The organism is Fischerella muscicola PCC 7414, from assembly GCF_000317205.1.
Lineage (GTDB): Bacteria > Cyanobacteriota > Cyanobacteriia > Cyanobacteriales > Nostocaceae > Fischerella > Fischerella muscicola.
The window spans coordinates 1-25,911 of sequence record NZ_AJLK01000018.1; the positions used below are offsets into that span (position 1 = coordinate 1).

Consider the following 25,911-nt stretch of genomic DNA (forward strand, 5'->3'; position numbering starts at 1 on the left):
AGATACAGCGATCGCAAGTCATTTGGGGTGGGTGCTTCAGCAACATGATGGGCAAAAATATCAAATCTTCCTTTAAAGGGATAGTTGAGATGTGCTGTTGGTACTTTCTTGCCTTCACCAGGAAAGGTAGAAAGGAGAATTCCTTCAGTCAGAACTTTTTCTGGACTATTGCTATTAAAGGTTGGTATTCGATCCAGTTTTCCTGGTAAAGGACGTACTTGTTGAGTTTGTACTACTTCTTCTGGTGGTGATGGTGGCAGAGGAATTGTTTGAGCGATTGGAAGAATTAGTAAGATTGGCAACATATACCTAGAGAAATTTTTCTACAAACAGACGCAAAAAATATTATCAAAGTGCCACCCTGTGAATAATTAATAAAAAATCAGCAACTATTGAGGAAGATTTTTCTTTAGTCAAAATAGAAACGTGGATAAAGATGCAAACTCTTAATTAGAACTGTCGGGAGTAATCTAGTGCTGAATAATATAGAGCTGCAACAGACAAATTGGCCGCAGTCATGGCTAATCTCAATATTCTCTGTCTCTACCACCAATTGCTCTAAATTCAACGTTGTATGCAACACAGTTTCACTAAAATTAGCATTGGACTCCACGCTTAATTACCTCTGCTTTTCGCTCATGCTACAGCAGTTCATCCCATCCGGCCAGAGTTCTGCAATTTTTTCCAGTACTCGATTACTGACAAGTTGCACATCCACAGGCAACAATCAAGGAAGAAAGTTAAATCATGAGAGAACTAATGAAGTTTAGCCAGTTCAATCAATAAATCATCAGAGGAATTTGACTGTTGATCAGGTAGCCAAGTTTCAAAATAAAATTAATAGCAACCTTCTCTTCATAAGGAATATTATTTAAAATAGAAATACCCTCCATAATAAATTGACAGGGAGCAAGTTAATGGCGGTTATAGCAGTCGTGGACTACGACATGGGAAATTTGCACTCAGTCTGTAAAGGTTTAGAAAAAGCTGGGGCAACTCCTAAAGTTACAGATTCTGCAAAGGAATTAGAAAAAGCAGATGCGATAGTATTACCGGGAGTGGGTGCATTTGACCCGGCAGTACAACATTTAAGATCGCGGAATTTAGAAGCACCCATCAAAGCAGCGATCGCATCTGGTAAACCATTTTTAGGTATTTGTTTGGGATTGCAAATTTTGTTTGATTCCAGTGAAGAAGGCAGTGAACCAGGGCTAGGAATTATTAAAGGAAAAGTACGCCGCTTCCGTCCAGAACCAGGCATCACTATTCCCCACATGGGTTGGAATCAACTCGAATTGACTCAACCAAAATGTCTTTTATGGGAATACTTAGCGCCTCAACCTTGGGTATATTTTGTCCATTCTTATTATGTTGACCCCGCCGAACCTGAAGTCCGTGCTGCTACCGTCACTCACGGTAGTCAAATAGTTACAGCCGCTATTGCTTACGAAAACTTAATGGCAGTCCAGTTTCACCCCGAAAAATCTTCTAATATCGGATTGCAAATTCTGTCTAATTTTGTTGCCCAAGTCCGTGATCGCGAAGAAATTGCTGCTTAAAATCAAGTTAAATTTTGTAAATTTCTCCCATTACTCACCTGTTTTATTCACTCCACCATCCACATCAAGAATGATGGAAAAATTCTGCTAAAAAGTGGTGGATAGCTGTCTCATGGGACAAAAATTAGTTAATATTTTACCTAAACCACTTTTTGTGATGAAAAGTTAGAGCGAAAGTGAGTTTGTACTTAAGTCTGCGTTAATTTTTACCCCAAGCTCATGGCTCTGAGAATTTACGGTAATCGCCCGTTAAAAACATTACCAGGTAAAGACACTAGACCCACAAGTGCGCGGGTTAGAGAAGCCATATTTAATATTTGGCAAGGAACAATCGAAGGATGTCGCTGGCTAGATTTGTGTGCCGGTACAGGTTCGATGGGTGCAGAAGCATTGTGTAGAAGAGCAAAAAGCGTGATCGCGATCGAACAATCCAGTCGTGCTTGTGCAATTATCCAACAAAACTGGCAACAAGTAGCAAAAGATGAACAGGAATGGAAAGTGCTGCGCGGTGATGTAGTGCAGTGGTTGCCAAAACTAGCAGGACAGCAGTTTGATCGAATTTACTTCGATCCGCCTTATGCTAGTCAAGTTTACCAGCCAGTATTAGAAGCGATCGCATCATACCGATTATTAGATGCTGATGGGGAAATAGCAATAGAACACAGTCTTCAAAATCATACACCGCTCGTAATTCCCGGTTTAGAAATTTGTCGTCAAAAAATTTACGGAAACACGGCCATTACTTTCTACAGAACAACAGAAACAGAAGATTGAGAAGAAGGCGTGGGAGAACAAGGACACAGACAATTAAAAATTTTTAATTTTTTGTTTTTAATTGTGTCTCCCCATCACCCCAACATCCTAATTTCCCCAATAATTAACAGTTATCAGTTATCAGTTTCATAAGTGGGTATCATATACCTGATAACTGTTCACTGTCCACTGAATTTAACCTCCCAACTGATTGGGGCGTTTAAATTGCTGGTAGGCTTTGTAGAATAATCCACCCAGAGTTACGAAGATTAGACCCAGAACAATGCCATCTAGCAGGGGTTCAACCACTTGAAATCTCCTTGTTGCAGTTGTTAAAGATTTATGTCCTGTTCCCAATCTTACCAAATTTGGCATCAATCCCAGTCTGAATATGGTTTTAGGCGACAACAGAACACAGAAAATGTAGATTTTGTGCTTGCAAACACAATCAAAGAAATTTTAAGCTATGTGTATGAAATGAAAAACTTTTGTACACCTAACTTTGACAGCAAAAAAATTTGGATAACCAAATTACCCAACCTAAAATCATGATTCAGCGCATCGCTTTGATGGCTCTGGCGATTTTGCTAGCGCTTGCCTTGGGGATTTTTGCTGTTCGCATGGTAAGAGCTTCCGATCCCTATGTCAAGACAGTTTTATCCCTGACTGGCGATCCGGTACAGGGACATGCCATCTTTCAAATCAACTGTGCTGGTTGTCATGGTTGGGAAGCAGATGGTCGTGTCGGTCCCAGTTTACAAGGAGTCTCCAAGCGCAAATCACCCTATGGTCTAATTCATCAAGTGATCAGTGGCGACACTCCTCCTATGCCGAAATTCCAGCCTAGTGCCAAAGAAATGGCAGATTTGCTTAGCTATTTGGAAACGTTGTAGTTTTGTTGGTGGTTGATGGTTGATGGTTGGTTGTTGGTGGTCTATGATTCCAAACAACAAAATTTAGTTGGTTGTTGATGATTAATAGTTTATGATTCCAAACAACAAACAACAAACAACTAACAACTAATAACTAATAACTAACAACCAAGAAAAATGACCATTGAAGTAGACTACCGCTTTCCTGCTGGTGTAGACGCCCATAAACAAGCCAAAATAATCGCCGTGGGGCAAACAGTCGGAACTTGGGATGCACGTTTTGCCCATAGAGAAGCAGCTTTGCGATCGCACCTTGCAGAAGTAGTCTCAGTCCAAACCGAAACCGAAACAGGTCACAGCCTTGCCACGATTCGCTTTCCCAAAGCTAATGTGGAAAACGATATATCCAGCCTCTTGACAATGATATTTGGTAAATATTCCATGGCTGGTGCGGCAAAAATTGTGGCGGTACGTCTACCAGAAACCTACGGTCATTCTCCCAAACTTGGAATTAAAGGTATTCGTGAACGCTTGGGGGTGTTTGACCGCCCCTTGATTATGGCTATATTCAAACCAGCATTGGGTCTTTCAGCCTCAGATCACGCCGCTATTTTGGCAGAAGTAGCCCATGCTGGACTAGATATTATCAAAGATGATGAAATTTTGGGCGATTTAGATATTGCCCCCACCCTACAACGCCTCCAGGCTTGTCGCCAAGTTTTAGATGAGGTCAAGCAAAAAACAGGGCGTACAGTATTGTACGCAGTCAACGTCACAGGTACAGCAGACAGATTACTAGAGAAAGCGCGTCTTTTGGTACGGGAGGGTGCTAACGCACTTTTATTAAATGTCCTTACCTACGGTTTTTCAGTCCTATCTGCCCTAGCTAGTGACCCCGAAATCAACGTTCCCATTTTCGCCCATCCAGCATTCGCCGGGGCAATGTGTGCCGCTCCCGATTATGGTATGGCATACTCAGTGGTATTAGGAACCCTCATGGCTCATGCTGGTGCTGACGCTGTCCTATACCCAGCACACTACGGCAGTTTACCTTTTGATCCAGCAGAAGAAGCCCAAATTAGAGATATCCTACGTAGTCGTGGAGTCTTCCCCATCCCTTCTGCTGGCATTCATCCAGGTATAGTTCCCAAAGCCTTAACCGATTACGGTCAAGATGTGATTCTCAACGCTGGTACTGGCATCATGGATCATCCAGATGGTGCTGCTGCGGGTGTGCAGGCATTTTTTGAAGCTTTAGAACGTGTTGCCCAAAGTCAATCTTTTGGCCCAGAAAGTTTGCCACCGGGTTCACTACGTCGGGCTGTGGAAAAGTGGGGTTTTTCAGATAACCTCTAATGCGAATCAATCATATACCACTAGAACACCAACGCATCATCCATCTGTGTGTATCCGTGTGCATCCGTGTGCATCTGTGTTCGATTATTCAAAAATATAGCGCTTGGCGACCAAACCCAGTAGAAGAAAGACGAACACCAATGAACACCGATGAACACCGATTAGAAGCACCATACCACTAGAACACCAACGCATCATCCATCTGTGTGTATCCGTGTGCATCTGTGTTCGATTATTCAAAAATATAGCGCTTGGCGACCAAACCCAGTAGAAGAAAGACGAACACCAATGAACACCGATGAACACCGATTAGAAGCACCATACCACTACATCTGTGTGTATCCGTTGAATTACGCGATCGCTTTCCATAAACACCTTACTTTCTACATGCTTTTCCCTTAGGAGTCGCATCAGGATAAAAAGTAATGATCGCCTTATCTTCCCTAACAAAAACAGTGGGGAAAGACTTGCCAGTTTCTCCATCGCGAACATTATAAATACAAGCCCCTTCAGTATTTCCTTGGAGTTTAAATATTTTTGTAGCGTCTAAAAGCATTTCTTGGGCATTACTTAGATACCCATACCCTTTAATTACATCAGTGACTGTGCGATCGCCTTGCTTAATCACTACGCCCATTGTATAGATTACACCAGGAACTACTTCTTCCCGTGCTTGATTATTGGGAAGGCGTCCACCAATACCTTGATTTTGTAACTGCAAATATCTACCGTAAAAATGCAAGCCGCCTATATCATTTTCGTTATATATCTCACCACAAAAAATGTGTTCAAAACCCTGTTTTTTAAACCAAATATTAGTTAAATCTTGTAAAAATTCTGCTTTTTTCTTCCTACCCGGACGTAATTCGCCACCAGTGACTTTTTGCAGCTTGCTCAATACATCTGGATAATTGGATAATAGTTGCCTAAATTGATTTGGGCTAACCCTCGTACCCATTGCACCACAAATATTCAAAACAGCCTGATCAAAAGCATTTAGCTTTGGTGCAGGCGGTGAAATGTCTAACTGCTGTCCGGTGGGATACCCAACCGGGACAGGATTATCTTCATGATCAAAAAATGGCAGAAGTTTGGTATTTTGCTGAGCTGTAACTGAAGGATGTAACCAAAATGGCACAGCTGCTAGCAAATAAAATAATCCCAGTCTTAACCAAATTAAGTTAGCTTTAATTTTTTGGTAGTCTTTTTCATTTCTTGCCATTTTTGTTGCAGTCTCTGCACATCATGAGTATGACCACCATAACGCCAACTTACATAGGCTTGGGAGATTTCCTCTATCACCTCAGCCGTTGCCGTCGCATGATGTTGGTATAAAATTGTCGCATACTCTAGCGGTGTTTGGGCTGGGTGTTTCACTAAACCTTGTTGACTTGTCCAGCGCAGCATTTGCTGATACAAACGTTCCATCGGTGGTAATTTCCTCAAAGCCGAGTGATAGCGCCACTCCCGCCATCTATCCCAGCCTAACCAACTTAAGAAAGCTGCTGTTGTGGCAAAAATTAAGCCAGTGAAAACACCCAGCCATCCTTGGTAAAATAGCGACACAAACCAAGAAAAAGCTTTGCTAGCCCAGGTGAATATAGCCCCAAATACATAATTCAGCAAACCTGTTACAGGAGAGGGTAGCCAGCCAGCAACCCAATTCCAAAATTGACGCAATGTGTTGAAAGTCTGCTCATCTTCTACTGAAGGAGGAATTAGGGGGTGGTTGGGAATGGGGTCAAACGCAAACCAGCCATATTTGGGAAAATACACCTCTGTCATTGCATAGGCGTCGGTGTTTCGGACGATGTACATCCCCGTAAAAGGATTAAACTCTCCCGGCGCAAACCCCGCTACCAAGCGTGCGGGAATGCCAATGGAACGTAGCATTACCGTTAAGACTGTAGAGAAATGGTCTGGATAGCCGCCTTTATGTTTGAATAAAAAAGCTTCTACTAAGTCTTCGTTTTCACTCAAATAAGGTAAATCTAGGGGATTTTCCGGGACTTTATAGTTTTGTTTGAGATACTGAGCTAGGTAAAGAGCTTTTTCGTAAGTAGAGTCTAGTGATTTATTTGACTGTGCGACTCTTTGTTGGTTGTAGTTAGCTAGAATCTCTTCTGTAAGTTTACGGACTTTGACGGCAGTTTCTAGCGGAACTTGCAGATAGTAATTTTTAATATTTTGTGGATATTTATTAGAAGATTTGCCTAACAAAGTCTGATCGCGATAGGGAACTTGGGAAATGACTGTGTAGGTCATGCCTTCTGATAATCCTACAGGCGATCGCAATCCGTCTTCTTGATCCACAGCCAGCATCGGTGTCGGGAAGTAAATTTCTTTGGGAAATGCCATTGCTGGAATCAGGTTTGGCAAATCAGACACCACTGTGTAAGTCTGGATAATTTCTTTAGTTTGAGCTGCACTGATTGGCGGGTCAAGAAAAATTTGGTAAGACCAAGGCGATCGCTGTAAGCGTTTGACTTGATCATTGCGGGAAACTTCCCAGCCTTTACCTGTGTAGCGGTCAAAAGCCAACACTCGCCAGAAACCTGCTGCTTGCGATCGCACCCGCATGACTATTTTGGGTGTCATCTCTCCGCGCAAGTTTTGGTTGATTTGGCTATTAAAACCATAATAAAAGCTATTATCTACTTTTCCTGGTTGACCAGTTTGGCTGCTGCTAGTACCACTGCTACCATTACCTTGATTGTTAGGATTACCTTGGCGGACATAGCCAGGGTTAATGATATTACGTCCTGAAAATTCGCCTCTAGTCTCAATTGGAGAACTGACCGGAAACATCCGCAATTGATAACCTGGTAGGCGTGGTAAAAGGGCAAAGATTACCAGCCCCAGCCCCACTATCATCACAAAATTAAATATTAAAAATTTTAAATTAAAAACAGAGGAATTCCCCTGTGTAGGGGAATTCCTCAAAATTTGTTCATTTTGAGTATTTAATTGCTCCAATCCAAGTCGGGAACGGTAATCTACTACTAAAGTAGGCAGGGCGATCGCTAAAAATAACAGTAATATAGGCGCAAACGCTAGAGTTTGACTCAGTGTTGCTGCCACACCCAGCAGAATTAATCCAATGAGAATTGAGTAACTCAAGTCTTTCCGACGAGGAACATCAAAGCAATGCAGCACCTGGAGTTGAATTAATAGTTCTGCTAAAGCTAGTCGTGTATCATTCAATTCTCCTAACAATCGCCCTAAGAAAGCACCTAGTGCTACTAACATTCCTATGGCAATACAAAATTTAACTGGGATATTGCGATCGCGGCGACGGTAATAACTCCAAATTGCACCTAATATCGACAGTGGTACTGCCCAGAAACTAGACCAAGTTTCAGCGGCAATATCCGTCGCCACAATGCCCACAATTACCAACGCTAGCACCAGCACCCGCAAGGTAATTGAATCTTCCACTTCTGCTGTTACAGGCGACTGGAGCATATTTTGCCGCCAGTCATGGCCCAAAGGTAGACGCCAAAGCCAATTCATCCTGGAAAAGTTAAACATTTCGATCTAAAAAGCAGCGGATGGGTACAAAAGCAAAGCGATAATAGTAGACGCTACTGACGCAAAACGAGCGAGGTCAACTTTTACCTCTCTCGTATTACAAATCTCCTCACTGTAGCTGCCTGTAGACGCCCTAATAACCGCTTTTTAAAAAATGGGAACTCTTTCAAAACCAGGATGATATTCATTTCATAACAAAGGCTATTATCAAGTTTCAGTGCTAGCGATCGCTAACTATTGAGTTATTTTGTGGGAATAATTACAAACAACAAAGGCTGCTGGTCTATTTCTTTCAACTCAACGATTAAAGTATAAGCTTCATCAAGTTGAGTACAGCATAATTCCACACTCAAACAACCTGGGCTAGAAGACTCTGCCCTTGCTTGGGAACCACTACCTTGAAGTTTGACTACCCCTTTCGAGGGTAAATCTCCTCGAATCAGCAATTTCGGCACTGGGCCTTGAGATTGGTATTCTACTCTCAAATTAAGAACACCCACGCTAGTTAGCCATTGCCTTTCTAACACTGGGCTTGTAGTAGAAATTGGCAGAGTCAAACTTTCTAACAGTTGTTGAGCTGCTAGCAACGACACCAGCATCTGTTGCTGTGGTTGTAAATCTGAATAATCGCTATCCAGATTCGGCATAGGATTTAGAGTATCGCCATACCGGAGGTTGGCTCTTAGCTGGATTGTCCCTGCTAAGTCGTTTAAGAGTTGAGATTCATTAGGGAAAAAGCTTTCCACTGCTTGGACTAATTTTGCCCCTAATGGTAGAGAAGATGTTATGAGTGCTTGACATCTGTCGAGCAATTGCCGGAAAATGTTCTCCGGCAGAAGTGTCGGTAAATTCAGTTTGGACTGGTGGGCCACCCACGCCCAGCTAGGAACTAGCTCCATCACTGGTTCGTCTATATACTCGGGATAATCTAGTATTTGTGTTTCCCAAGGAAATAGCGGAGGCTGGTCTTCAACTTCGACTTTTAACCGACGTTTAAGTACGGCTTGGAAACGTTCTTGCACAGTTGGAATTTCTCCCAATAAATATATTTGGGGCTGCCACCCCTCTTGTTCGCCACTGGTAAAATCGGTGGTTGTTAGCAAAGGGTTGTCTGCCCCGTTGATATCCTTAACTTGCGTATACTCTCTGGAACTGACAGGATCTGTCAATAACCAAGAGAGTAAATCTGTTTGTAAGGTTTCTGAGTGACTATTCATGAGTAGAAGCACTTGATCCGGACACTAAGGAGTTACGAATCTCCCAAGCTTGTTCAAGAATTTTAAACCAACGCTTCTGAAGTTGTGCCATTGATAAACCCAAAGTTTTAGCTATTTTTTCATCAGTTTGTCCCTGCTGCTTCAGTTCTAATAAAGAGCGCTGCTTTTCGTCAAGCTTTTCAGTGTAAGCTTGCCATTGTTGAGGAGTTAAACCCAAGTTAGTTTGCAAATCCGCTTCTAACCACTCGTGAACTAACTCCCAACGATGCAACAAAGCAAACCGAATTAAATGATACTTGAATCGTTGCTGTAAGTAATCCCTCTGACGAGGGGTTAAGCCCAAAATTGTCTCGATTTCTTGAGCGGACAAATCTTGGAGGCGCAAAGCAAAGTAATCAGCGCAATCAGTTTGTTGACGTTCTTCTAAATAATTCATTAATTCTGTAACCACAACTGATCGCAGGGTATCTTCTTGGGGTTCTGGTTCAGTCTGTGTGGCCATTGCGCTTCGCAATTGTTGTACTGCTGGATCTTCCCAAGAACCTTCAGCTTCACCACTACCTTCTGCCGCTTGTTCTATGTCTACACAAGTTTCTGGAGGTTGCTGTTGCGAGAAAGTTTGTGCCCGTAGGATGATCAATTGTTGCTGACGTCCTGGTAAGGGAATGCGTCGCTTACCGTAGCGTTCTGTAAATGCCATGTACTCTGCTAATTCCAGCAGTGTGCGTGGACGGTAAGTTGGTTCTAACTGATTTTCTCGTCGGAAAGCGTTTAAAGCCTCCAAGTAAAAACTTTGCAGAAAATCTTCAATTACGGTTAGTCGGCCTTGATAACTCAATTGCCTTTGTGGCGGATTGATGTAACGGTAGATGATCGCACTCAAGGTACTATGTAATTCAACCCTGCCGCGATTTGAACCCAATTGGTAGTATCTCAGGCACTGTTGCAGGCGATGCTTGGCTAGGGTCATTGCCGAATTTTCTACAGAACCGGAAGCCTGAATACGTTTACTTTCATTGCAAATCCGGTAGACCTCGGCAGCAATTCGCATTGCTACGTCACGGCAATTCTGTTCGCAAGCTTTAGTTGACTGCTGAAGTTCTTGGAAAAGGAATGGAAATATCGCCTCCACGCCGATAGAAAATTCTCCCTGAATAGTTGTGGTTGCGGCTAATTTCATAAGTTTCGTGTCTAAACTGACCCTAACATACTTGTTGACAACCTGTATGACTGTGGGTATTGGGAGGGGTTTTACGTATAAGCTAAACCCAAGGCAGTTTTGCCCTGAGAATGCGGCTGATTTTATGATTCCCGATTTTTGTTTGATTGTTCGCACAGCCCTTGAAGTTATAGCCAATACCGATAAGCCATTTACAGGTAAATATGGACTTAAAAGCACAAATCCAATCGCTGATTGATAATGCACCCCAAGATGGTATAACACCAACACTGGTCACAGCAATTGCCCCCGCCTTGAGTGCGATCGCTCAGAAGTTACGCCATCCCCAATACTATATTCTCCAAAACTTGGATGAGGAATGGGTCTTAACTACATTAAGCAACCGTGGAAATCCACAAGAAGAAAAGCAGGTAATTTATGCTTTTCCTACCTTACAGGATATTCCTACATCTTATAGTGCTGGGCTTGACCCTCAAGTAATAGCTGCCCCCATACCTGTTACCCATATATTGTTCCAGCTACTGGCACTAGAACCCGTAGATAGTATAGTATTTTTTGACACGGCTAGCACCATCACAAATGGAATTGAAGTCAAACGAACGCATTTGCAGCATTTAGTCCAACAGCAGCTGCAAAAAAATCAACCAAAGAATCAAGTACCACCAGATATTGCTTGAGGAGACTAGAGATTTTAGATTTTGGATTTCAATCTAAAATCCAAAATCTAAAATCCAAAATTCTTTCCAATTCCCGATCCCTAATAAAGCCGACTCAACACATAATCAGCTATTTGGATCAATGCCTGACGTGCATCTGAAGGCACAAGCACCTCAAGTTGTTCAACTGCCAACTTCGCATGGTGAGCCGCTAAATCCCTTGCCCGTTGGATACCTTGGCTATCATGAATCAGTGCTAATGCTTGTTCTAAATCGCCTTCTTGAGCAAATTCTCTTTCAATCAGTACTTCTAAGTAAGGTTTTTCTTCCAAGGCAAATAACACTGGTGCAGTCAAATTACCACTTTTGAGATCCGAACCAGCTGGTTTACCGAGAGTATCTGTTGAACTGGTGAAATCTAAAATGTCATCGACAATCTGAAATGCTAAACCCAGATTCCGACCATAGTGATAAAAATGTTCGGCAGTTTCTTTTGATACTTCACTAATAACTCCGGCAGCTTTGGAACTGTTAGCAATCAGAGATGCTGTTTTGTAATAGCTTTTTTTTAGATAGGTTTCTAGAGAAATATTGGTATCAAAGCGATTCAACCCTTGCTGAATCTCTCCAGCGGCCAAATCCATGATCACTTCTGATAGCAGCTTTACAACTTCTAAATTGTCTAAATTTGCTAGATACCAAGAAGACTGAGCAAAGAGAAAATCCCCTGCAAGGACGGCTATACGATTGCCAAACAGACTATGAACTGTGGGTACACCACGCCGCATTTCTGATTCGTCAACAACATCATCATGTACCAAGCTCGCTGTATGAATCATTTCCGTAATTTCAGCTAAGCGGCGATGACGTGGTGTAATGTCTGTATCGAGCATGACTGCTCGTGATATCAGTAGAACAATGGCTGGTCTGATGCGTTTTCCCCCAGCTCCGAATAGATGTTCGGCTGCTGCATAAAGGATGGGATGACGATTCCCAACTAGCTGTTTGAGGTTATCTGCTAGTATTTGCAGGTCTGCTTCCACAGGGGAAAATAGGGAGGTAGCTGGGGTCATGGATTGGCGGACTTTGGCTTAGGTTACGAAAGTTTACATATCCTATACTCATTTTAAGATAACCCAGAATTAGCGCAAAGTTTTTCTCAGGAAGTTCCTAATTTTGGGGACAATCAAATAAAATATACTTGTACTAATTTCAGCGAAATTTACATTTTATTGATATATTTATTACACTAAGTTTTGCGTATATGTTGACTAAATACGGTAAGTACGCAATTTTTAACAAAAAATTTATCTCTACTCTATAAAATCTTTAAGTAAAGGCGAAAAAAACTACAAAACACTACTGAGAAGTTACCTATAAAATATTACACATAAGTTATTTCTCATATAAAGAAAAATTTCTGAAATCTCTTGTGCAATAGTTTAGAAAATTTTTGAATTAGCACAAAAGTTGCCTGAAAAAGTCAGGGCTATTGTGTTACGCTAAAATCTAGGGATTTTAAATTTTTCAGATGTTCACCACAACAGCAAGGTAAATACCCTTTAGGTAAATTTGCTTAGGTGTTGTGAATGAACATGAATAATCGCAGGTCAAGCCAAAAATTTGATTTTTGTGCTTCGTCCTGTGGTGTGCGAACCTCCAGGTTAGGATCTGTGGATTTCCTTTAGAGGAAGCAGAGTGTTTACACATCTTCGACGCTGTTTGTGTGTCGGCGTCGCTCCTACCAATTAAAGGTACGCGTTAAATATAGCAGACTGGGTAGACTGCTGAAGCAGTAGTTAAATTTCTTTTGGATTATTTAACTGCTGTGGTAAGTGTGGTCTGCAAAAAAATCGTACAAAACACAATCTATTTAATTCGGAAGGACAAAAGTTCTCCCGTTAGTCTCGTATGTAATATTAAAGCCACACAAATTATGGGTGGCTGAATTCCTGCTAATTTTACTCAATTTATATTTCTTTGGCAAAGGCACTGGTAGAAAAATGATTTATGGGAAGATGCCTATGATGATCTTTATATTAGCTTCTGGATACTTGTTCACTATTTACTTGCTATTGGCACTAGCAAAGCGAACAGGTAATAAAACAACACCTAGTAATGTTGCTTTAAATCATAAAGGAAATCATACACAGGAAGTATCGGTAACACCAAATGTCACCGAAGCCAGTAGTGTACGTTAGTCAATGGTCAATTGTCAATGGTCATTTGTTCTTTGTCATTAGTTATTAGTCAATTGTCCTTTGTAACAATTAGTAACTATTAATCAATGACCAATGACCAATGACCAATGACCAATGACTAATTACTAGAAACAGCTGTATTAGATAAGCATACGACCTCAGCCATAGGAGTAAAACCTAACCATACCGCAGATGACTCAGCAAATTGTTGTGGACAACCACTAACAACAAAGCGGGTTGGCAAAGCTGGATGGGTATTCTTAAGACCAAGTAGGTCTAACTCTTTTGCACAGGCAGCTACCACATGTACAGCCGGATCAATTAGTTTCACAGAAGTTGAAAGGAGCGATCGCAATACTGGTGCTAGGTGGGGATAATGGGTACAGCCATAAACAAGAGTATCTATTTGCTGTTGTACTAAAGGCTCTAAATAGGAACGTGCCACTTCAACTGTGTAGGGGTCATGAATGCGATTTTGCTCTATTAGCGGCACAAATTCCGGGCAACCAACCTGCCAAACCTGGACATCGGGATTTATTTCAATAATAGCACGCTTGTAAGCATTGCTCTTAGCGGTTGCGGGAGTGGCAATTACACCTATGCGCTTTCCTTGCTGCACTGCTGCCCTTGCTCCTGGTAGAATCAGCCCCAGAATTGGCATGGGAAATTCCTCCCGTACTATCTCTAGCGCTAGGGCAGAACTGGTGTTGCAAGCCATAATCACCATTTTCACCTGTTGCTGTTGCATCCAAGTGAGTATTTCTCGGACAAACTGGAGAATTTCTGCTTGGGAACGAATGCCATAGGGAAGTCTAGCTGTATCGCCAAAATAAATAATTGATTCATTTGGGAGTTGGCGATAGAGTTGCCGCAGTACCGTCAGTCCACCCACACCACTATCAAAAATACCAATTGGCGCACGCTGGGGTTCTTGGGAGAAATCGTATAGATTGCCTTCAAACTGAGAAGATGAAATCACAGGCAGAATTTGATGTCAGTATTGCGATATTTAAGATACAGGATTTTGTAACAATTTGTTCATAGTTGATTGTTGGTGGTTGATGGTTGGTAGTTGTTAGTTCTTTGTCAAGGCAACTTTGTGGGGTAGAGTCATAAACCGCCCTCCGGGTACTCTTACCTTGAAGCCGCGCAAAGCGCGTCTACGCCACCTTGCCAACCCTTACGGGAAGCCACTACGTGTCTACGTGACGGAGACCGCCAAGAGCGGCAAGTGGACTCACCAAGACGCCAAGTGCGCCAAGAACAAGAGAAAAAGAGAATTTGAGAAGTTAATTCACCTGGCAAAGTTGGTGTGACAGAGTACTAGTTACGGCACTCAAACAACAAACAACAAACAACAATTAACTACACTTCTATCTTTGCTGTAAGTATTGGAGTATACCACCAGCAATGCCTTCTGCCATACGATTTTGATATTCGGGGTTTCCTAGTCTAGGGTTGTCCTCCCGACCAGTCATATAACCTGTTTCTACTAATATTGAGGGCATAGAGCTTTTTCTAAGGACGTAAAATCTGGCTTTCCTGACACCCCGGTCTTTGAGAGTACCTATTTTACTAAGAATAGAATTGTGAACTACTTGCGCCAAGCGGTAGCCACTGTCGTAATAGTAAGTTTCTAGACCATTTACCTCGGGGCGTTGTCCCACGGAATTGGCGTGAATGCTAACAAACAAAGTGGCATTAGCACGCTCTGCAATATTTACCCTTCCCTGTAATTCTACAAAATAGTCAGAATCACGCGTCAAAATAGCTTGATAGCCATTTTGTTCCAAAATAGCTGCGACTCTTCTCCCAATAGGCAGAACTACATCTTTTTCTAACAGTCCACCTATTCCTGGCGCGCCGGGGTCTTTACCACCGTGTCCGGGGTCAACGACTATTACTACTCGTCCTCTAGGCGCTGGACGTGGTGGTTGTGTCTTTGGTATACCGTCGGGATTATTGGCGTTTGGTACTGGTAATGGTTGTGGGTCTGCTTGTGGTAGGGGAGGTAACACAACAGAGGCACGATTACGTTGTAGGTCTACAGAGACAAATTGATCATCAATTTGGTTAACAGGCCCAATTTGTACTCCAGAAGCGGGTTGGACGTAAACAACAACAGTATTAGAGTCTTGTTGTTGCAAGCGCACCCGGAGGATGGGGCTGTTTGCATCCATGACTGGGCCTTTGACAGGTGTAGACAACTTGGCATTGGGAATGGTGATGCGGAACAAACCGGAGGATCTATCCCAACCACCACTTGCAGTTAAATTGCGATCGCCTTTAATAATTAATTGTCTGCCAGTAGCACTGAGTTCCACAGCTTGAATTGTGGCCACATCATTGGTAACAATGGGTGAAGGGCTGGGATTATTAGCTAAATTACCTCCTGGTAATCTAGTGACGCCACTATTAGGTAAAATCACTAAACCACCAATCGCACTGGTACTTGCCCGCCAATCAGGACTGCTCTTATTTACTCGCATTGTCATGCGGACTGTGGGTGGTGTAGTTGCCAGTTGAGTGAATTGGATACTGCCAACACCGTAGCGATTCACATTTACATTCTGCTGTACTAACTTAGGTGATAAAGTGGCGCCAGCAATATCAATATCAACCGTGCTTTTGTCTTGACTACGATTTACCTGTATTTGGGGACGGCTACCACTAGTGCGAACAAAAAATCCATCTCCTGTGACTCTCAAGCTTTCTATTTGTGTTGTGCCAGTATTGGCACTAACCAATGTTCCTTTATTTGCAGGAGGAGTATTAGGTTTGTCTGGAGTCACCACACTATAGATATTTCTAGTAGTGGTAGCAACTTCCTGTCGTTTGGGCTGTGGTAATTGCACCTGCCAGCGACTAGCTGTAACTCCTTCAAATTTTACTTGTTGGGGGTCGAGGGTATAACCAGGAGTCAGTTCAACTACTACCCTTGTGGTTTGGGGGTCAAACTGGCCGATACGGATAGCACGAATCGCACCACCAACAGACTGGACAAGTTGTGGACGCCCAAATTTAATCCCGGGTAAATCAATTACTAAGCGTGTGGGATTGAAAACAAGTTGGGCAGTGGGTTGGACAGCACCATCAGTATTAAGTTCTAATCGATTTTGATTGGCATCAAAACGCCAAGATTGTAAATTCGCTGCATTAGCAGGCGACGATAACAGGCAGATACTTAAAAAAGTAGTAGGTATCAACCAGTGGTGTAGTTTCACAATTTTTCTCCTGATTGGCTTTTTAGGGGAGATGTAATTTATCAAGTGTTGGCTAAGCCTCAAATCCTCACACCGTTATCGCCCAAGTCTTAGCTTATACATTTGATGTATCGGTTTGTACTTTCTAGACAAAGATACTTTATAAAGTTACAGCTAATGGCGTCAAAATCTAGTAAAATCTCTGAGTTTTTGCTGCGGCGATCACAGAAAAAACTGTCTGGTAATAGCAGCAAATTACACCAGTATATAGATAACCAAAACTAACTACTGTTGTTAATTTTGGTCAACAATATGGTTGGCAGCCAAAAATTTTTGTATTGTGTAGTTTCTGGTAGTTTATACATTCAGGCTGAGAGTAAAACTGGAAAATACCATAGTTTAATTGCTGAAAAAATCTTGCCGCTTCAGCATAAATACGGTAATAGCTAAGGTAATCATTTAAAGTATATTGTGATCTAAATTATCTGCGCTGAAGATACTGGAGAATACCACGCGCGATCGCCTCTGCCATTTGATTACGGTAAGATGCACTTCTTAACTTAGCCATATCCTGCCGACCAGTCATATAACCTGTTTCTACTAAAATTGAGGGCATAGAACTTTTCCGGAGAACATAAAATCTAGCCTTTCGCACTCCTCTGTCTCTAACGTTCACACTTTGCAGAATACTCCTATGCACAATACCTGCCAGACTTAAACCAGTATCGTAATAATACGTCTCCAAACCACTGACATCCGGACGACCTGCACCTGCTGAATTTGCGTGAATGCTGACAAATACATCCGCATTCACACGTTCAGCCATTTGTACTCTAGCTGGAAGAGTGACAAAGTAGTCAGAATTCCGCGTTAATACAACTTGCACGCCATTTTTTTGCAATACCTCTGCTATTTTTTTGCTGATAGGTAGAATAATATCCTTTTCTCTGGCTCCGCCAATACCAACAGCCCCTGAGTCTCTACCACCATGTCCTGGATCTATAAGAACTACCACTTTTCCCTTGACAGGACGTAACGGTGGGGGTTGATTTGGATTGGGAATTTCTGACAAAGGTTGCGGGTTCGGTCTTGGTAAAGGAGGTAAAACAACAGGCGGTGGTGTTACTCGATTTGATAATCTATTTGATGATCGGCGTAACTCTAGGGCTAAAAGCCGACCGCCTGGTTTGTTAAGTTCGCCAATTTGTATCCCTGCTGCGGGTTGAACAAAGACAACGACAGTACGGGGGTCTTGCTGTTGTAGGCGTACCCGTAAAATTGGGCTAGTGGCATTTAATTCTGGCCCTTTGACATCAGAAGCTAGGCGCGCATTGGGAATAGTGATGCGGAACAATGTAGAGGATCTATCCCAACCAGCATTACCAGATAAAGATTGATCACTTTTAATGAGTAATTGGGTGCCATTACCAGCCAATTCTATAGATTCAATTGTGGCTAGTGAATCATTATCATTGTCAGAGTCTCGGGAATCAGAGTTACGGAGTATTAATGGTTTTTGGTTATCGCCAAAAGAAATACTAGAATTACTGCCCCTGGGCAATTTACTCAGCACAGCATTGGGTAAAATTACCAAACCATCCCCACCACTAACTGTTGCCCGCCAGTCGGGACTATTTCTGTTCACCCGCATTGTCAACCGAACTGTGGGTGGTGTGGTTTCGAGTTGAGAGAGTTGGATATTGCTGACACCATAGCGATTAATTGGTAAATCGCGCTGTACCAGATTTTGTGAGACAGTAGCGTTAGAGATATCCATGTAAATGTTTGTGCGATCGCTACTGCGTCTTACCTTCACCTCTGGTTTTCTACCACTGGTGCGAACAAAAAAGCCATCTCCTGTGACGCGTAAACTTTCAATTTGAGTCGCACCAACTGCGGTTTGAACTACCGTCTCCCTATTATTGGATGAGTTACGAGATTCGGTTTTGACCACACTGTAAAGATTTCTGTTGAGTGAGTTAGTTTCCTCACGTTTTGGTTTGGGTAATTGCACCCGCCAGCGATTAGCACTTATCCCCTCAAATTTCACCTTCTGGGGGTCAAGGGTATAACCAGGAGTCATTTCAACTACTACCCTGGTGGTTTGGGGGTCAAACTGACCGATACGGATAGCACGAATTGCACCACCAACCGACTGGACAAGCTGTGGACGCCCAAATTTAATCCCGGGTAAATCAATTACTAAGCGTGTGGGATTAAAAACAAGTTGGGCTGTGGGTTGGACAGCACCATCAGTGTTGATTTCTAACCGATTTTGATTGCTATCAAAACGCCAAGATTCTAGATTCGCTGCATCAGCAGGCGACGATAAAACAGAGGAGATACTTAAGACAGTACTAGGTATCAACCAGTGTAGTTTCACAGTGCTTTCTCCTGAGTCGCATTTTATGAGAGCGGTTAATCTGTAGAGGTGTTAGTCAATCCAACAGATGGTTACTGCCAATTTTTGGCTTGGATGAGTAATCTAAATAGCAAGCAGCTACTAGCTATACGATTAAATAAGTTGCTAGAAAAGAGAAATTCCTTTTTGCATACGGTTTCAATCATTGGTGTTTCATGTATAATTTTGTTCACCTAATTGTTGCATTTGTATAGTTGGTGTCACTACTAAAAAACGTGATTTTGAACTTAGATAAACTGGCAAATAATGGCGTAAGATTTTAGCATGTTACTTACTCTTACCGTGCCTTGATGACAGGAATATTTCATCTGCAAAGCTCAGATTAAATCAACAAAATAAATGGATAAAATTAACAATAGCAGTCAATCACAACGATATACACTTGCGTTGCACAAAGATTTTTTGAATTTTTCGGTTGTTGGCAACTGATGCACCTTCCCTATAAGGAAGCCGAACTAACAGAAGTAATTGCTAGGGACTGTATAAAAGTCAAAAGCCTTCTTTTGTGAGAATTCCTTCTCTTGTCATTTGGTAGGTTGATTTCTCCTATCAGTACTGGCTACAAAAAATCAGCCTTTCTTAATTGATGACTCAAGACTAGTAGGTGATACTTTTGTCCTTTGTACAACACCAAATGCCTCAAATGACTTAATGATAAATGATCATCTCACAATTTAATATGCAATTTAAATGCATGGCTATTTAGTAATTAAGAAAAGCTCCTCAAAAGCATAACTAGGAGTGACGGGTAGTGCAGCAGAGATGTTTCCTATCTTCATGAAATCTTCTCAATAATTACCAGAATTGGGTGAGGTGAAAGCTTGTTCTTTGAAAGATATGGATAACACGGCACGTCGCCCGGTAATAGGTAATAGGTAATGGGTAATAGGAAAGAACTTTTTCTAAATTTTCCAATTACCAATTGACGATTACCTATTACCGGACAATCTCCGCTACCCGTGCATTGGGCGAATCCCCGTATATTTATGTCGGGGAGTGTCCCTCAATTGGCTTCTTGAGAATTTGGATTGGCTTCTAGGCTTTCACTATTAGAGGAATTTATTGCTAACGAAGTTCCAGAGGAAGCATCTAGAAGTAATTCATTGGAGTTTCCTGACACCAATGTTGGTTCTGGAAAAACGAACCTTAACAAAGGAGGGGCTAAAAAGGTTGTGATAATCACCATCATGATAATTGCTGCCTCCAGTGGTTTCGAGAGAATATTAATACTCGAACCAATACCCAGAAACACCAATCCGACTTCGCCCCGAGGAATCATTCCCACACCAATTGCCAAGCGATTGATTTGAGGTTGACCAAACACGCTAAAACCTGTGACAAGTTTACCGAGAATGGCAACTAAGATCAGGAAACAAGCCATAACTAGACCTTCTCGGTTGGTAGGAACTGCTGGGTTTAGCACACTCAAGTCAGTTTTTGCTCCTACAGTTACAAAGAAAATCGGCACTAGCATATCAGCAATAGGAACGATTTGCTTTTGGAGTTCTTTACGTTTATCTGTCTCTTCCAAAACCAAACCGGCTGCAAAAGCCCCCAGAATTGCTTCTAGCTGGATGACGGCAGCAATATATGCCATCACAAAAGCAAAAATAAATGCTGGTATGACCAGTTCGCCGCGTGTTTTGAGCTTATCAACGATCGCCACAAAAGTTTTGTTGAAAATGTTACCAAGAGCGATCGCACCCAAAAGAAAACCACTAGCACTAATAATTAAATAAACGACCTTACCGACATCAACAGCGCCGTCTTTGGCAAGGCTGGCCACCACAGCCAGAACAATAATCCCCAGTACGTCATCTATGACAGCCGCACCCAGAATAATCTGTCCCTCTTTAGAATTGAGACGCCCTAACTCTGACAAAACTTTGGAAGTAATTCCAATACTAGTGGCAGTTAGTGCCGCCCCAGCAAAAATTGCTGGAACAGCAGGGATACCAAACAAAATCATCAAACCCGCCGTACCAGCAGCAAAGGGTACAGCCACCCCTACTATTGCCACAATAGTAGCTTGAATACCTACTGCCATTAAGTCTTTGAGGTTTGACTCCAGACCAATTTCAAACAGTAGGATAATTACACCTAGTTCTGCTAAAACAGAAATTACCTCTGATTGAGCAACAAACACACTCTCTGCGGCATCAGGATTCAAGCCAGCAGTGGTTTTCAGAAAGGAGATAATTAAAGAACTAGAACTATCTGCGCCTGTTTCTGGAAATACCAACAAATGCAGAATAGATATACCCACTACTACACCACCTACAAGTTCGCCTAATACCGGTGGTAGACCGAAGCGATTGGATAATTCTCCACCAAGTTTACTAGCAAAGTAGACTACTACCAAACTCAGCAGCACTGCTGCCACTACTAGGGAACTATCAGCGGTTTCACCCGTAGTTGCGAGTAAGGGTAACGATGAGTTGATTGCACTTAGAAACTGCATTGATTCTGTGGAAATCATTCTTTACTAATGTATATGTTGTTAGTTGTTAGTTGCTCGTTATTTGGAGAATCAATCATCAAGTATCAACCTGCAACCAAGACATTTTAGGTTTGAAACGTACGATCGCACCTTTTATCCGAAATCCCCAGTTGTGTCTTGGTAGTTGATTTTTAGTGTTTAACAAACCAAACAACAAACAACTATCAACTAACAACACACATAATAAATATGCGACGAATTGGAATTATCGGGGCAGGACAAGCAGGACTTCACTTGGGTATTGGTCTGGTTGATGCGGGTTACGCAGTGACATTGTATAGCGATCGCACTCCAGAAGCGATCCTCAATGGTAAACCAATGGCATTGCCATTGTTGTTCCCCAATGCACTGCAACTAGAACGTGATTTAGGAATAAATTTCTGGGATGATGAATTTCCTGGCTGCGATCGATTCCACAACGAGATTTATGATCCAGAGGGAAATCTAGCCTTAACTTTGTCCTCTGATTTAGAACAACCCTGGCAAGGTGTGGATCAGCGCCTGAAATTTTTTACTTGGATGCAAGAGTTTGTCAAAAGAGGTGGTGAACTTGTCATTCAAGCAATGACACCACAAGACCTAGAAGAATGTGTGCAAAACTATGACTTGGTTGTGGTAGCTGTGGGTAGGGGTTCCTTCTCGACTTTGTTTGCGCGAGACGCCGAAAAATCCAAGCACGATCAGCCAAAGCGCCATTTAGCAGGAGGTCTTTTTACAGGACTCAAGGGAGAAGCGATAGATTACCGTACCTTCAGAGTCACTAATCTGCCTGGCATTGGTGAGATGATGCAAGTTCCTTTCTACGCTAAAGATAAAATCCCAGCCTATGCTGTTGCTTTTGAAGCCCATCCTGGCGGAGTAATGGATCAATTTTCCCAGGTACAGAGTGGTCAGGAATTGTTAGAGGTGAGCAAAAAGGTAATCCAGCAACTCAAACCTGGCGACTACGAAATTGTCAAAGATATGCAACTGGTAGACGATCAAGCATGGGTTAAGGGTGCGATTACACCAATAGTCCGTCAGCCAATTGGTCATTTGCCTTCAGGTGCAATAGTCATGGGTATTGGCGATGCAGTGATTTTACATGATCCTCTTGCTGCCCAAGGAGCAAATAACGCTACAAAGATGGCTCATCTGGTCAAGCAACGTATTATTGAACATGGTAATCAACGCTTTGATGAGTCATGGATGCAAGGCGTATTCGATGAATTTTGGAATTACGCTCAGTATACCCAAACCTTAACTGATTGCTTCTTGAATCCCCCAGAGCATATGCGAGATATCATGGTCGCAATGGCTCAAAACCCAGAAGTTCTTAAAGATCACTTCAATGGTATGAACCATCCACCCAGTATTGCTGCTTGGTTTGATGCTGAAAGCAGCAAGAAATATCTAGCACAAAAGAAGGCCTGTGTTGGAGTTGGGGGATAGGGGAGAGATTAATAACGGCTAACTATGGACAATTGACAATTGACTAACCAGCCAATTCTGCTGCTGCTTGTCGCATCATTTCTTCTCGTGATACATCTCCAATTTGGCTAGCGATCGACCAATAGTGACCAAAAGGATCAATTAATCTACCATAGCGATCGCCCCAAAACATATCATCTAAAGGCATAGTGACTTCTGCACCTGCATTCACAGCGCGGTTAAACCAAGTGTCTGCATCATCAACTTGTAGGTGAATCGTCACAGGAGAACCATTGAGAGTTGCAGGTGACTCTAAACCATACTCAGGAAATTCATCATTTAAAAATATTACTGAGTTCCCAATTTCTAACTCGGCAAACATAATTCCATCACCCGTCAAAGAAGGCATACTATATTTCTCCACGGCGTCAAACGCTGCTTTATAAAATTCAATTGCCGCCTTGGCATCACGGACAGTTAGGTGTGGAGTGATCATGGAAGACTCTGCCATTGGTTTATTTTCCTCACAGTTGTGAACTTAATTTTTTTGAAGCCCCATACCATAAAAAATTTTGCCACCATAGCATCATAAGTATTCAAACCAAGAGTAATTTATTTCACAAAAATAGAAGTTTACAACTTTTTCGGCGAATTTTTGGTAATGGACTAGTTAGTAGTGAAGGAGAATTTTGGCAGCGTCAGCGGCGATTAATGCAGCCAGCTTTTTACCGAGAGCGAATTTTTGCCTATGGTGAGGTGATCGTTGACTACGCCCAACAGTTACTTGCCACATGGCAGGATGGCGACATTCGAGATGTTCACGAAGAGATGATGGCGCTAACGCTGGAAATTGTAGCGAAGACACTGTTTGAAGCTGATGTGGAACAGCAGGTGAAAACGATAGGTACAGCGCTACAGGAAAGTATCGAGTATTTTGAGGCGCGTAACAATAATCTGTTTTTATTTTTACTGCCCGAATGGTTTCCCACTAGAAAAAATTTGCGTTTTTTAAGGGCAGTGCAACAGTTAGATGAGATAGTTTATACTTTGATTCGCCAGCGACGCATGAGTGGTGAAGACAAGGGTGACTTGCTATCGATGCTACTGCAAGTTAAAGATGAAGATGGCATTGGTATGAGTGACCAACAAGTACGAGATGAAGTGATGACGTTGTTCATCGCAGGTCATGAAACCACTGCTTTAACTATGTCGTGGACATTTTACTTGCTTTCGCAGTATCCCGAAGTTGAAGCTAAGTTAGTGCAGGAATTGCAGAGTGTGTTAGGTGGACGGATGCCAACTCTTGCTGACTTACCCCAGTTACGTTATACAGAATGGGTAGTGATGGAGTCGATGCGGCTATACCCACCTGTTTGGGCATTAGGACGCACAGTTATGCAAGACTGCGAAATCGCTGGGTATGGGTTGCGTGCTGGCGATAGCGTAATTGTCAGCCAGTGGGTAATGCACCGCGATTCCCGCTATTTTGACAATCCAGAAATCTTTAAGCCGGAACGCTGGCAAGGTGATTTTGCAAAAAAACTACCAACATTTGCGTATTTTCCCTTTGGTGGTGGGCCGAGAATTTGCATTGGTAAATCCTTTGCAATGATGGAAGCAGTACTACTGTTGGCAAGTATTGCTCAGAAATTCCGTTTAATGCTAGTACCAGAGCAGAAAATTATACCTTGGCCTGCTTTTACCCTGCGTCCGAAATATGGAATAAAAATGTTATTGGCTGAGCGATAGTGAAAGTAGGAGAACCCAGCATTCTTGATGTGTTAGGGAGTTCACGCTTGTCAACTTTAAGCGTTTTTAAACGCACCAGGTAGCTGAGGAAAGCGCAGAGGGACGACGCAGAGTTTTTTTACATAATATTCACTATGAAGCAATTAGGACTTACGCACACTCTATGAATCCTTGGCGTTCTTGGCGTCTTGGTGGTTAAATAAGTTAAGCTTTTTGGTCTAGCGTAAGTCCTGGCAATAAGTAGTCACTTGTTACAATCGCTAGACCAATTTTTGCCAAAGTTTTGATACACTTGGAAGAATTTACCTGCGGGAAGGCACTCTTATGGTGTCTAAATATCCTTGTGCAGTTCGATGATTCTCAATATGTCTTTTCAACATACAATTGCGAGTATATATACTGATGGTGCTTGCATCGGTAATCCTGGCCCTGGTGGTTGGGGTGTTGTCGTCTACTTCGATGATGGATCGGTGCATGAAATGGGCGATGCTGCTGCTAAAACCACAAATAACAAAATGGAAATGCAAGCGGCGATCGCAGCTTTATCTTTCCTCAAAGCATCAGGACAAACTCAACCTATCACTCTCTATAGTGACAGTGAGTACCTGATTAATTGTGTAACTAAATGGATCAAAACCTGGAAAAGAAAAGGCTGGAAAAAGGCAGATGGCAGTCCTGTTCTTAACCGAGACTTGCTAGAACAACTTGAGCAACTCAACAGCCGTCAGGTAAAATGGCAACATGTCCGTGGCCATGCTGGTAACGAAGGCAACGAACGCTGTGATGCGATCGCTCGTGCTTTTGCTAGTGGCAAAACTCCAGTGTTACGAAAAATTTCTGATATCAGTTTATTTGATGATTTTTTAGGAGCATCAACTGATGTTGTGGTAGCAAGTGTATCTGATTCTGATCCCGAATCGATGATAATTAACAAAAACACACGAGAGATCAGTACCCTTGCATCAGAAATAACCATGACGGACACATCGAATCATTCAACGGCCCTTTCCCATGAAGAGTTACCTCGCGAAATGAGGGTAGTACAACTCCGCAACTTAGTTGAAACTCTACGGATTGCTGACGAAATAGCCGAAAAAGGTTATTTAATTACTAGTTCTGAATTAGCAGATTTAATGGATGTCCACGCTAGTGCTGTCACTAGTCGCGGTGATCAATGGCGCTGGCGTAACTGGATTGTTTCGCGAGTCCGACGAGAAGGCAATCAAATTCTTTGGGAATTGGAACGTGGTGATCATCTGAACGATGAAAATGATAGTTGATAGTGTTGTTTGTTGCTTGCTA

General features: G+C 42.4%; 22 protein-coding genes. 10 read left to right on the forward strand and 12 right to left on the reverse strand.

The window, feature by feature from the left end; all coding sequences use genetic code 11:
- Positions 1–305: DUF3370 family protein (locus UYI_RS31775; protein ID WP_035138009.1), on the reverse strand; the 305-nt coding region annotated here is incomplete at its 3' end.
- A gap of 612 nt (positions 306–917) precedes the next feature.
- Here UYI_RS31775 and hisH point away from each other — a divergent pair.
- On the forward strand, positions 918–1,559 hold the full coding sequence (hisH, locus tag UYI_RS0102245) for an imidazole glycerol phosphate synthase subunit HisH (protein WP_016865062.1): 642 nt from the start codon (positions 918–920) through the stop codon (positions 1,557–1,559).
- 219 nt (positions 1,560–1,778) lie between these two features.
- Entirely contained in the window at positions 1,779–2,333 is a 555-nt protein-coding gene (gene rsmD, locus UYI_RS0102250; protein ID WP_016865063.1) for a 16S rRNA (guanine(966)-N(2))-methyltransferase RsmD, read from the forward strand.
- Between the two features lie 174 nt (positions 2,334–2,507).
- Here the strand turns inward: rsmD and petG are convergent, their stop codons facing one another.
- Entirely contained in the window at positions 2,508–2,621 is a 114-nt protein-coding gene (petG, locus tag UYI_RS0102255) for a cytochrome b6-f complex subunit V (protein ID WP_016865064.1), read from the reverse strand.
- 209 nt (positions 2,622–2,830) lie between these two features.
- On the opposite strand from petG, the gene UYI_RS0102265 reads away from it, so the two are divergent.
- From UYI_RS0102265 to UYI_RS36405, 3 genes are all read left to right on the forward strand, one after another.
- Positions 2,831–3,205, forward strand: coding sequence for a c-type cytochrome (locus tag UYI_RS0102265; protein WP_026085694.1), 375 nt, complete (start codon positions 2,831–2,833; stop codon positions 3,203–3,205).
- A 156-nt stretch (positions 3,206–3,361) separates the two neighbouring features.
- The gene (locus UYI_RS0102270; RefSeq protein ID WP_016865067.1) at positions 3,362–4,540 is read left to right on the forward strand and encodes a RuBisCO large subunit C-terminal-like domain-containing protein; all 1,179 of its coding nucleotides are present in this window, start codon (positions 3,362–3,364) and stop codon (positions 4,538–4,540) included.
- Positions 4,540–4,722, forward strand: coding sequence for a hypothetical protein (locus UYI_RS36405; RefSeq protein WP_157226283.1), 183 nt, complete (start codon positions 4,540–4,542; stop codon positions 4,720–4,722). Before UYI_RS0102270 ends, UYI_RS36405 begins: the two co-directional genes overlap by 1 nt.
- A gap of 194 nt (positions 4,723–4,916) precedes the next feature.
- On the opposite strand, the gene UYI_RS0102275 is transcribed toward UYI_RS36405, so the two are convergent.
- The 4 genes from UYI_RS0102275 to hetZ all read right to left on the reverse strand — a co-directional run bounded on the left by UYI_RS0102275 (position 4,917) and on the right by hetZ (position 10,468).
- The gene (locus UYI_RS0102275) at positions 4,917–5,762 is read right to left on the reverse strand and encodes an EndoU domain-containing protein (protein WP_016865068.1); all 846 of its coding nucleotides are present in this window, start codon (positions 5,760–5,762) and stop codon (positions 4,917–4,919) included.
- Positions 5,717–8,053, reverse strand: coding sequence for a transglutaminase TgpA family protein (locus tag UYI_RS0102280; RefSeq protein WP_016865069.1), 2,337 nt, complete (start codon positions 8,051–8,053; stop codon positions 5,717–5,719). Before UYI_RS0102280 ends, UYI_RS0102275 begins: the two co-directional genes overlap by 46 nt.
- Before the next feature lie 260 nt (positions 8,054–8,313).
- A complete protein-coding gene (locus UYI_RS0102285) occupies positions 8,314–9,288 on the reverse strand; it encodes a hypothetical protein (protein ID WP_016865070.1) in 975 nt (324 codons plus the stop codon).
- The gene (gene hetZ / locus UYI_RS0102290) at positions 9,281–10,468 is read right to left on the reverse strand and encodes a heterocyst differentiation protein HetZ (protein WP_016865071.1); all 1,188 of its coding nucleotides are present in this window, start codon (positions 10,466–10,468) and stop codon (positions 9,281–9,283) included. The genes UYI_RS0102285 and hetZ overlap by 8 nt, the downstream gene beginning before the upstream one ends.
- A 203-nt stretch (positions 10,469–10,671) precedes the next feature.
- On the opposite strand from hetZ, the gene UYI_RS0102295 reads away from it, so the two are divergent.
- Positions 10,672–11,145 (forward strand): hypothetical protein, encoded by a 474-nt coding sequence (locus tag UYI_RS0102295; RefSeq protein WP_016865072.1) that lies wholly within the window; start codon positions 10,672–10,674, stop codon positions 11,143–11,145.
- Between the two features lie 80 nt (positions 11,146–11,225).
- Here the strand turns inward: UYI_RS0102295 and sds are convergent, their stop codons facing one another.
- On the reverse strand, positions 11,226–12,197 hold the full coding sequence (gene sds / locus UYI_RS0102300; protein ID WP_016865073.1) for a solanesyl diphosphate synthase: 972 nt from the start codon (positions 12,195–12,197) through the stop codon (positions 11,226–11,228).
- 951 nt (positions 12,198–13,148) lie between these two features.
- Between sds and UYI_RS31780 the strand changes: the two genes are divergently transcribed.
- Positions 13,149–13,325: a hypothetical protein gene (locus UYI_RS31780; protein WP_235147896.1), complete on the forward strand. Its 177-nt coding sequence runs from the start codon at positions 13,149–13,151 to the stop codon at positions 13,323–13,325.
- 118 nt (positions 13,326–13,443) lie between these two features.
- Here the strand turns inward: UYI_RS31780 and murI are convergent, their stop codons facing one another.
- The 4 genes from murI to UYI_RS0102325 all read right to left on the reverse strand — a co-directional run bounded on the left by murI (position 13,444) and on the right by UYI_RS0102325 (position 21,429).
- Entirely contained in the window at positions 13,444–14,304 is an 861-nt protein-coding gene (gene murI, locus UYI_RS0102310; protein ID WP_016865075.1) for a glutamate racemase, read from the reverse strand.
- Positions 14,305–14,698: 394 nt separating this feature from the next.
- Entirely contained in the window at positions 14,699–16,549 is a 1,851-nt protein-coding gene (locus UYI_RS0102315) for an N-acetylmuramoyl-L-alanine amidase (protein ID WP_016865076.1), read from the reverse strand.
- A 460-nt stretch (positions 16,550–17,009) separates the two neighbouring features.
- Complete coding sequence (locus tag UYI_RS0102320; RefSeq protein ID WP_016865077.1) at positions 17,010–18,911, reverse strand: N-acetylmuramoyl-L-alanine amidase; 1,902 nt, start codon at positions 18,909–18,911, stop codon at positions 17,010–17,012.
- A 1,042-nt stretch (positions 18,912–19,953) separates the two neighbouring features.
- Positions 19,954–21,429, reverse strand: coding sequence for a cation:proton antiporter (locus UYI_RS0102325; RefSeq protein WP_016865078.1), 1,476 nt, complete (start codon positions 21,427–21,429; stop codon positions 19,954–19,956).
- A 210-nt stretch (positions 21,430–21,639) separates the two neighbouring features.
- On the opposite strand from UYI_RS0102325, the gene UYI_RS0102330 reads away from it, so the two are divergent.
- Entirely contained in the window at positions 21,640–22,881 is a 1,242-nt protein-coding gene (locus UYI_RS0102330) for a styrene monooxygenase/indole monooxygenase family protein (protein ID WP_016865079.1), read from the forward strand.
- 43 nt (positions 22,882–22,924) lie between these two features.
- On the opposite strand, the gene UYI_RS0102335 is transcribed toward UYI_RS0102330, so the two are convergent.
- On the reverse strand, positions 22,925–23,371 hold the full coding sequence (locus UYI_RS0102335; protein WP_016865080.1) for a VOC family protein: 447 nt from the start codon (positions 23,369–23,371) through the stop codon (positions 22,925–22,927).
- On the opposite strand from UYI_RS0102335, the gene UYI_RS0102340 reads away from it, so the two are divergent.
- Both UYI_RS0102340 and rnhA read left to right on the forward strand, forming a co-directional pair.
- Complete coding sequence (locus UYI_RS0102340) at positions 23,371–24,609, forward strand: cytochrome P450 (RefSeq protein ID WP_016865081.1); 1,239 nt, start codon at positions 23,371–23,373, stop codon at positions 24,607–24,609. The genes UYI_RS0102335 and UYI_RS0102340 overlap by 1 nt on opposite strands.
- Before the next feature lie 365 nt (positions 24,610–24,974).
- Entirely contained in the window at positions 24,975–25,889 is a 915-nt protein-coding gene (rnhA, locus tag UYI_RS0102345) for a ribonuclease HI (protein WP_026085697.1), read from the forward strand.
- Positions 25,890–25,911 lie beyond the last annotated feature (22 nt).